The organism is Arthrobacter sp. Cr_A7, from assembly GCF_029222765.1.
Classification (GTDB): Bacteria; Actinomycetota; Actinomycetes; order Actinomycetales; family Micrococcaceae; genus Arthrobacter.
On the sequence record NZ_JARHXQ010000035.1, the window covers coordinates 1 to 9,166 of the forward strand.

Sequence of the window (9,166 nt, forward strand, 5' to 3'; positions counted from 1 at the left end):
ACGGTTCGTCGCGACAAACGCTCCAGGGCAGCACTGCGGTTACCCTCTCAACGGCGGCTACTTACTCTCCGCGTTGCGGTTGTCGGTACGCCAGCGGATGCCGGCGTCGATGAAATCGTCGATTTCGCCGTCGAACACGGCCGAGGTATTTCCCACCTCGTGCTCGGTCCGGAGGTCCTTGACCATCTGGTAGGGGTTGAGGACGTAGGAGCGCATCTGGTCGCCCCACGACGCTTTGACATCACCTGCCAGTGCCTTCTTCTCGGCATCCTCCTGTTCCTTTTTGAGGAGCAGGAGCCTGGACTGCAGGACGCGCATGGCCGCGGCGCGGTTTTGCAGCTGCGATTTTTCGTTCTGCATGGACACCACGGTGCCCGTCGGAATGTGGGTGAGGCGGACCGCGGAGTCCGTGGTGTTGACCGACTGCCCGCCGGGGCCGGACGACCGGAAGACGTCCACGCGGATTTCGTTGTCCGGGATCTCGATGGAGTCCGTTTGCTCGATCAGCGGAATGACCTCCACGGCAGCAAACGACGTCTGCCGCCGGCCCTGGTTGTCGAACGGGCTGATCCTGACCAGGCGGTGGGTTCCGGCTTCGACGCTGAGGGTGCCGAAGGCGTAGGGCGCCTTGACCTCGAAGGTGGCCGACTTCAGGCCTGCCTCTTCGGCATAGGACGTGTCCATGACCGTGGTGGGGTAGCCATGCCGCTCGGCCCAGCGGAGGTACATGCGCATCAGCATCTCGGCGAAGTCGGCGGCGTCCACACCGCCGGCGCCTGCGCGGATGGAGACCACGGCTTCGCGTTCGTCGTACTCACCCGACAGCAGGGTGACGACTTCGAGCTCCTTGAGTGCCTTTTTGATGGACTCAAGTTCTGCGGCCGCCTCCCCCATGGAAGCGGCGTCATCCTCGTCCTGCCCCAGCTCCACGAGGACTTCGAGATCATCAATCCGTGAAGCCAACGTGTTGAGGCGTTCAAGCTCGGACTGCCGGTGGGACAGCCGGGAAGTGATTTTTTGTGCCGCTGCAGGGTCATCCCAAAGGTCCGGTTCGCCCGCCCGCTCGCTCAGTTCGGCGATGTCTTCCTTCAGAGTTTCCACATCGGAGACTCGCTCGATGGAATCGTACGTGGCGCGAAGGGCGCGGATTTCAGCGGAAAAATCAATATTGGCCATGGTTGTTTAAGCCTACGCTATTCGGCGAAAGGCTCCGGTCCCGCCCGCCAGCAGCAGCACCGTGCTGTTCTTCAGCGCGTCAACCGCGAACGGGCGGTGGACGTTGCTTCTATCGGGATTCCGGCAGGTATCAGGAAGTTCACTACCGGCGGGTGGACTGCCGCCGTGAGAACCACGACGGCGGTGGAACCGTCCGGTGTTCCTGTCGTCCCCGCCACCGCCAGATCATCAAACCGTTCCGACGCCGGGCTCCTGGCCACGAAGTCCGCCGCCACATTTCGCACCCGCGCAGGATTGAGCACTGCCGACGGGCTGCCATCCTGCGCTGCGACTTCACCCAGGGTGTAGCTGTCCGCTGCCGCAAGCGAGGCGCCGTCCGCGAGGGACAGCAGCCGCTTGTGTTCGAGGTAGACGGCCGAGATACCGATGACAACCGTTGTGACGAGCAGGGCCAGCGCTACGTATCCCAAAATCATCACCATCATCTGGCCGTCTTCGTTCTTCGTCATCGGAACCTTCCCACCACCTGGGTTGCGGATGCCTCCACCTCAGTAGCGGACAGTCGGAGGCCGTCACGGAAAGGAACAAATGGCAGGGGCACTGCCAGCCTGACGTTTGCAGTCACCACCGTGCCCGCGGCGTGGCAGTCGGCGGGGTCGCAGCTGATAGCCACCGTGGCCTCCTCCGGCCGGTGCCCAAAGTCAGCCAGCGCAATGGCTACCGCTTGTTCGGCGGCTGCCTGGGCTGACGATGTGTCGGGCTGGGCGACGTACACCTTCGCGGCCTGGTCAGCTGCCCCAACCACGGCAAACGAACCACCCTGTATTTGTCCCACGGTGATGATGAAGTACACGAGGGGAACCATCAGTAAGAGCGCCAGGAACGTGAACTCAACAACCGCGCTCCCCTGCTCATGCACGCACTTCTGCGGCCTTGCATAGTGTGGCAGGGTTTGCTTGTCTCCCGGCCATACCTTCCGTATGTCCCGCATGGCCACGTTTGCAGTATCCGTTTTCAGGCAGAGCGCCTCACGCAGCCGGGCACGAAAACGCCACCGGACGTCAGGGCTGCACAGCAGCATGTCCCTTCACCTCCAGCATGTCCCGCGGACCGATCAGACCAATGACCGGCATCGGCGCCCGCACGGTCACTTCCAGGGTCCGCAATCCCTGCACGGTCACCTCGGTGGTGCTGACCTGGCCGGCAAAGCCAGGATTCAACGCGGTCACAATGAGGGCACGCGTCCGTTCTTCCGCGTCGACAGCTCCCCGGTCCGCCAGGGTTCCGTACCTGGCCCCCGAGGCGGCGGCATCAATTAAGGTGTTGCGGACGTGCAAAACGAGCGCCAGTTGGATGATCGCCAGGAAAAACATGGTGAGCAGTCCTCCCACCAAAACAAAATCCACCACCGCCGAGCCTTGTTCCCTCGATACAGGCTGTTCAGGGGCGCCTTTGACTACCTTGGCGGGACCCGGCATGGGCTTAGCTGCCCACCTTGTCCATCGCCTGGTTGAACATGGACTCCAACGCTGGTCCGGCGAGCGCCAGGAGGGCTGCCACCAGGACAGCGGACATGAGGGTGATCATGACCCACCCCGGCACATCTCCCCGCTCAGGGTGATCATTCGCCATGCGGCGTGAATCTGCGAGAGTCAGGAACAACACTGCGCAGCGGATTCCTACGTTCTTCATTTCTCTTCCTCTTCCTCTGTACTTCCTGCGTTGATTTGGCATGACGCCACGGTCCGGTCATCACCGTTGGTCGGTGCCACCGCTAGAAACCCAGGCTGATCGCCGCAATGCCCGGAAAGACGGCGAAAACGACGGTCAGCGGGAGCACACCAAAAACGAGTGGCACCATCATGGCGATCTCTTTCTTGCCGGCGGCTTCCATCAGGTCCCGTTTTGCGGTGTCACGGACATCCTGGGCCTGGGCACGAAGCACGTCAGCCAGGGGTGTGCCCCGCTCCACGGCGACAATGATGCCGTCGACGAACCTCACCAGCGGCGCCAGGTCGGTGCGCGACGAGAACTCCTGGAGGGCAAGGACGAGCGGCTTGCCGGCCCGTGTCTCGGCGAGGATCTTCGAGAACTCCTTGGCCAACTCCCCCTTGGCGCTCCGGCAGACCCTGTCCAGGGCGCCGGTGGCGCTCTCCCCGGCGCCGACGGCGAGCGCCATGAGCTCAGCGAGGCTGGGGAATTCAGCCATCATCCGGGCTTCCCGTTGGCGGACCTGAACGCCCAGCCAATAGTCCCGCAGCACGAAGCCTGCTGCAGCGCCTCCGATGATGATCAAGGCCGCGACGAGTGGACTGAACCTGCCGGAAGCAGCCCCAATGAGGGACAGAGCCAACGCGAGGGCGAATCCCGCGGCCGCCCACAGCAGCTGTTCAGCCCTGAAATCAATGGCAGATTTGTTGATCCCCGCCTGTGCCAGCCGACGGGCGGTCGCGCCCGGTGAAGGGCTAAGCTTTCCCAGCGCCGCGAGGGCATCGTGGACCACCGGGCGCAGGATCCTCTCAAGCGGCCCGAAGGGCGTCAGCGTCTGCTCTCCTGAGCGCAGGAGCCGCGACTCAACGTTCTGGGCCTTGAGCTGCGGCTCAATCCGCTGCGCAAAAGTTGTTGCCCTCATCATCGGGGACCTGAAGATGACCAGCCACAGGCCTATCCCCATGACAAGTCCGCATATGACGGCGGCTGGAGAGACAGCGGTCACCGGAGGACCCTTTCATCCTGGGGAAGAGCGCCTATTCTCAGCATGGTGGAGTAGCAGATCAACGAAACCACCAGCCCTCCGAGCAACTCACTGCTGCCCCCATCGGTGTGTTGTATGCCTGTACCGCTTCCGGCCGTGTAGCCAGGAGAACCATGACGATCCATGGCGCGGCTACGGCAAGGCGTGCGGCGTTGACGGTCCAGGACTGCCGGGCTTCGAGTTCGCTGCGGGTGCGCGCGCTCTCCCGCAAAAATTCGGCAAGCGTACCCAGCAGTTTGCCCAGATCCGACCCTCCGACCTCCCGGGTCAGACGCAGGGCTTCGACGATCCGGTCAGCGACCGGATCTGCAAGCTTGTGCTTAAGTTTGTTCAACGACCCATCAAAATGTCCCCCGGCCCGGTAGTCGGCGCCGAACTCCCGAAACGCCGGCCGCAGTTCTTCCGGGCCTTTGTCACCCAGCTGGATCAGCGCCTCCGGCAAAGGCAGTCCTGCGCGAATTGCCGAACGAAGGTGATCGACGACGTCCGGCCAGAGCTGGCGCAGTAACGCCGTACGCTTTTTAGCGCGCCAGCGGAGGACGCTGACGGGCAACCATCCGGCGAAAAGTCCGAAGCATGCGGCGATGGGCCACGAGCGGCTGACGGCGTAAAACACCAGGACCACAAACAGCGCCAGGCCCAGGCAAGTGCCCGCCAGCCCGCCCACGGAAACCTTGTCGACACCCGCAGCTGCCAAAAGATCGCCCAGGCGGCTTGGCTTCCGTTCCCGCGGCCTTTTCGGCGGTGACTCCCAGAACGCCCACCAGATGAGGAAAAGGCCCGTTCCTGTTGTTACTCCGAGCAGTGCCGAGATCATCGGGGATCCAGCAAAGCAGCGACATCATAGCCCGCACGCGAAAATTTCTCCGCCGACGGCATCGCGTTCGCCCGGGGCTGCAGGACGCCGTCAGCCATGGCGAAAACCAACGATGACTCGATGATGCCGTTCTCTACGCGTCGGCCAAGGGACAGGATCTCGGTGACCTCCCGCCGGCCGTTCGCCTGCCGGCTGCAATGGACCACGAGGTCGATGCAGGATGCGACCGTGGGAACGACGAAGGCGCTGGAAATATTCTCGCCGGCCAGCAGTGGGAGTGTGCAGATCTTCGTGACTGCGTCATGGGCAGAATTGGCGTGCACCGTGCACATGCCTGGAAGACCTGAGTTGAGGGCAATCAGCATGTCCAGGCTCTCGGCTTCACGCACCTCACCGACCACCAGGCGGTCCGGCCGCATGCGGAGCGCTTCCTTCACCAGGCGCCGGAGCGGAATTTCGCCTTCGCCTTCGAGGTTCGGCTGGCGGCACTGAAGCCCCACAACGTCCCGCAACGGGAACTGCAGCTCGAAGATCTCTTCAACCGTAATGACCCGCTCCCGGCTTCCGATGCTGGACGCCAGGCAATTGAGCATCGTCGTCTTGCCTGCCTGGGTGGCGCCGGACACCAGGATGTTCAGTCCACTGGATACTGCTGCACCAAGAAACCGGGCGGATTGGGGCGTCAGAGTGCCCAACTCGACAAGGTGTTCCAGCCGGGTTGCCTTCACAACGAACTTCCTGATGTTCACTGCCCAGTGGCGGCGCGTGACATCCGGAATGACCACGTGAAGCCTCGAGCCGTCGGGCAGGGCCGCATCAACGAAGGGAGACGACATGTCAAGGCGCCTGCCGGAGCTCTTCAGCATCCGCTCCACGAGGTCGCGCACTTGCTGGTCGGAAAGGCTGAGCGAGGTGAGTTCGGATTCGCCGTTGCGCGCAACAAAGATTTCATTCGGCGCGTTGAGCCAAATCTCTTCTACTGAGGGGTCGTCGAGCAGTGGCTGGAGGACACCGAATCCCGCCACAGCATCGAAAAGGAACCTGCGAGCCGAGTCCAATGGTCCGAGGGGCGGAAGCGGTCCCATCAAGGCCCGCTCGTCATAGTCCATGACGGCTGCTTCCACAAGCCTGCGCACCTCACTGGCCTGCCGCAACGGATCGAGGCCCTTGCGCCGTATCAGCTCGCGGACTTCGTCCTCGACTATCCCCAGAGCATCCATAAGTACTCCCCCACATGACTGCCGCCCAGCGCGGGCAGTGCAATTGCGTCCAGCCTAAGGAGGGTAAACCCCGGCAACAAGTCATAGGGGCGCTCAATGTGGATAACTAACGGTGCGACAACTATCACTTGAGCAACAAGAGAACCACTAGTTCCGCTGGTAACACCAGTGCTATGGTGAGCGCGTTAATTGTCGAACCACCACCTGTCAGGCGTATCCCTGGGGGAAAAACCTGAACAGCTATCGAAATGAGCGCTCGCGGGAGCGCCACATTGTCTCCGGAGCAAATATGAAGCGGAACCTGTCTCAGTCCCGTCACCCCGCCATGAAAACTTTGGGGATAGTGCTGCTGGCTGCCTCCCTGGTAGCTGGCCCCGGCCTCGTCAGCGTTGCGTCCGCCGTCGAACCCGCGCCTACCCCAACCCTTTCCTCCAGTGATGGAAGCACTGGGGCAACCGCGGCCCCCGCGCCCACGGGCGCACGGGCCCCGTCGACGCCCCAAACTGCCCCCGCAGAACCGCGGCCAGTGGAAAAAGCCACAGGAGAACCGCAGCCGGTTGCGACTTCGCCGGGGACATCACAATCCATGGCTGAGGCGGTGGGCGTAGGTGGGGCGGAAATGGGCCAGCGTTCAGCCCGGGTCACGGCGTCAGCCCCCTCCGAGTCCTTGCGGCGCCTGAGTACGGAATCGCTGTCGTCCGAGGGCACCTGGATGCCAACGTTCGGTATCCAGGGGCTGGACGTCAGCGGCCACCAGCCAAGCGTGGACTGGCAGCAGCAGTGGAATATGGGTGCGCGTTTCGCCTACGTGAAAGCCACGGAAGGCAACTACTACACCAACCCGTCCTACGGCTCCCAGTACCAAGGGGCACGGAATGTCGGAATGATCCGCGGCGCCTACCACTTCGCTATTCCGAACTGGTCGTCCGGAGCAGACCAGGCCCGGTACTTCGTACAGAACGGCGGCGGCTGGTCAGGAGACGGGTACACCATGCCTCCTGTCCTGGACTTTGAGTTCAACCCCTATGAAGGCCGTACCATCAACGGCTTCTACTTCGGGAACACCTGCTACAACATGTCCCCGGCGCAGCTTCAGACCTGGGTACGCGACTTCGGCCACACCGTGCAGTCGCTCACCGGTAGGCTGCCCGTCATCTACACCAATACAAGTTGGTGGAACCAGTGCTTGGGAAATCCTGCCGGCTTCGGTGACTACCCGTTGTGGATCGCGGCCTACCCCGATGCGCCCACCAACAACGCAGGACCGGTACCCACCGCAAGCTGGGGTACTTACAGCATCTGGCAGTACAGCAGCACCGGGCCGTTCGCTGGTGACTCCAACGTGTGGAACGGCGACTACGCAGGCCTTAAGGCCTTCGCTACCAGCGGCGTTCCACCCGCAGCGGTCAAGGCCATCGACGCATTCCGTGCCTCCATGCCTTCCCTGGGTGCACCCACTTCCACGATAATTTGCGGCCTCCGTGACGGCGGATGCTTCCGTGGCTATGAAGCCGGCATCGTCATGTGGTCTCCGACCGCCGGAGCACAACCAAGCCTGGCCGGACCGATCCGTGACGCCTGGGCCCGGAAGGGATACGAAAACGGCCAGATGGGCTATCCCGTGTCCGGCGTTATCTGCGGACTCAAGAATGGCGGCTGTTTCCAGAACTACCAGGGCGGGTCCATCATGTGGTCCCCGTCGACCGGTGCCGCCCTGGTGCCGTTCGGAGCAATCCGTGAGCATTGGGCAGCCCAGGGATATGAAAACGGAGGTCTCGGATACCCTCTCAGCGATCAGGTTTGTGGACTCAAATCAGGTGGATGTTTCCAGCTGTTCCAGGCCGGTTCGGTTCTCTGGAGCCCTGCCACCGGCGCCCGTCTGGTCAAGCCCGGCCCAGTGATGGAGGCGTGGGGACGAGCAGGCTACGAAAACGGCCTGCTGGGCTATCCGAACGCCGAAGCAAACTGCACCAGTTCCTTCTGTACCCAAAACTTCAGCGGTGGAGTCGTTGCCTGGACGCCCACTTCAGGAGCCTGGCCTGTTTTCATGGGCATGGGCGAAACCTGGAAAGCGTCGCGCACGAAGGGAGAGCCAATAGGCTTCCCGGTCGCGGGAGAAGTGTGCGGCCTCCGCGGCGGCGGCTGCTACCAGCTGTTCCAGGGCGGCGCGCTTCTGTTCTCACCGGCCACCGGCGCCCACACGCTCACCGGGCGGATCCTCGATTACTGGCAGAAATCCGGGTTCGAGAACGGCCGCCTGGGGTATCCAGCCGGCCCTGCCAGCTGCGGAGCGGTCCAGGCCGAGTGCCGGCAGGCGTTTGAAAAGGGCGTCGTTGGGTATTCCGCCGCCACTGCCCCCGAAACAGTAGCCGCCGGGCCGATGGCCGCAGGATGGGAACGCTTGGGTTGGGGCGCAGGCAGCCTCGGCTACCCCACGTCCGGCCAGTACTGCGGGCTCAAAGACGGCGGGTGCTTCCAGATGTTCGCCAAGGGGGCACTCATGTATTCACCCGCCACTGGAGCGCAGCCGAGCTTACTCGGCCCGATCCGTGATCTGTGGCAAAAAACCGGCTTCGAAAACGGGTCATTGGGATACCCGGCTTCCGACGTAATCTGCGGCCTGGTAGACGGCGGCTGCTTCCAGAACTACTCCTCGGGAACTGTGATGTGGTCCGCCGGGAGCGGAGCGAACGCGGTTATGTTCGGGCCGGTCCGTGATGCCTGGGTCAGCACAGGTTTCGAAGGCGGCAAGCTCGGCTACCCTGTGAGCGGCCAGATCTGCGGGCTGAGGAATAACGGCTGCTTCCAGAACTTTGCCAAGGGAACGGTGATGTACTCTCCTGCCACCGGAGCCCAGGCGCTGACCTCAACACCCATCAGGGAACGGTGGGGCGCATCAGGCTACGAATCCGGCTCACTGGGCTACCCCACGAGCGGGACCATTTGTGGGTTGCGGAATGACGGCTGCTTCCAGAACTTCGAGAAGGGCACCGTCATGTGGTCATCAGCAAGCGGAGCCCACCTGATCGTGCCCGGCCCGATCCAGCAGAGCTGGGCCGGACAGGGATTCGAAGCCGGGGCTTTGGGCTACCCAACCAGCAGCCAGACCTGCACTGCGGACAGGTCTTCATGCAGCCAAACCTTCCAGGGTGGAAGCATCACTTGGACAACGGCGGGTGGAGCAAGGATCACCTTGCG

The 9,166-nt window shown here is 63.0% G+C and carries 8 protein-coding genes and 1 pseudogene; 1 reads left to right on the top strand and 8 read right to left on the bottom strand.

The genetic code is table 11. The features are described 5' to 3' along the window. Positions 1-57: 57 nt before the first annotated feature. The 8 genes and pseudogenes from prfB to P2Q66_RS01915 all read right to left on the bottom strand — a co-directional run bounded on the left by prfB (position 58) and on the right by P2Q66_RS01915 (position 5,968). Entirely contained in the window at positions 58-1,176 is a 1,119-nt protein-coding gene (prfB, locus tag P2Q66_RS01880; protein WP_079597620.1) for a peptide chain release factor 2, read from the bottom strand. Between the two features lie 71 nt (positions 1,177-1,247). Next, positions 1,248-1,685, bottom strand: a complete 438-nt coding sequence (locus tag P2Q66_RS01885) for a pilus assembly protein TadG-related protein (RefSeq protein WP_275725123.1) — start codon at positions 1,683-1,685, stop codon at positions 1,248-1,250. Continuing rightward, on the bottom strand, positions 1,682-2,095 hold the full coding sequence (locus tag P2Q66_RS01890; RefSeq protein ID WP_345795616.1) for a hypothetical protein: 414 nt from the start codon (positions 2,093-2,095) through the stop codon (positions 1,682-1,684). Before P2Q66_RS01890 ends, P2Q66_RS01885 begins: the two co-directional genes overlap by 4 nt. 142 nt (positions 2,096-2,237) lie before the next feature. Further along, a complete protein-coding gene (locus P2Q66_RS01895; RefSeq protein ID WP_275725126.1) occupies positions 2,238-2,654 on the bottom strand; it encodes a TadE family protein in 417 nt (138 codons plus the stop codon). A gap of 4 nt (positions 2,655-2,658) precedes the next feature. Continuing rightward, complete coding sequence (locus P2Q66_RS01900; RefSeq protein ID WP_275725128.1) at positions 2,659-2,868, bottom strand: hypothetical protein; 210 nt, start codon at positions 2,866-2,868, stop codon at positions 2,659-2,661. Between the two features lie 82 nt (positions 2,869-2,950). Next, positions 2,951-3,892, bottom strand: coding sequence for a type II secretion system F family protein (locus tag P2Q66_RS01905; protein WP_275725129.1), 942 nt, complete (start codon positions 3,890-3,892; stop codon positions 2,951-2,953). Further along, positions 3,889-4,748 (bottom strand): annotated as a pseudogene (locus P2Q66_RS01910) (type II secretion system F family protein). The gene P2Q66_RS01905 and the pseudogene P2Q66_RS01910 overlap by 4 nt, the downstream one beginning before the upstream one ends. Then, a complete protein-coding gene (locus tag P2Q66_RS01915) occupies positions 4,745-5,968 on the bottom strand; it encodes an ATPase, T2SS/T4P/T4SS family (protein ID WP_115525074.1) in 1,224 nt (407 codons plus the stop codon). The pseudogene P2Q66_RS01910 and the gene P2Q66_RS01915 overlap by 4 nt, the downstream one beginning before the upstream one ends. Positions 5,969-6,257: 289 nt before the next feature. On the opposite strand from P2Q66_RS01915, the gene P2Q66_RS01920 reads away from it, so the two are divergent. Then, positions 6,258-9,166, top strand: a 2,909-nt coding sequence (locus P2Q66_RS01920; RefSeq protein ID WP_275725130.1) for a GH25 family lysozyme, incomplete at its 3' end; no start/stop codon positions are given.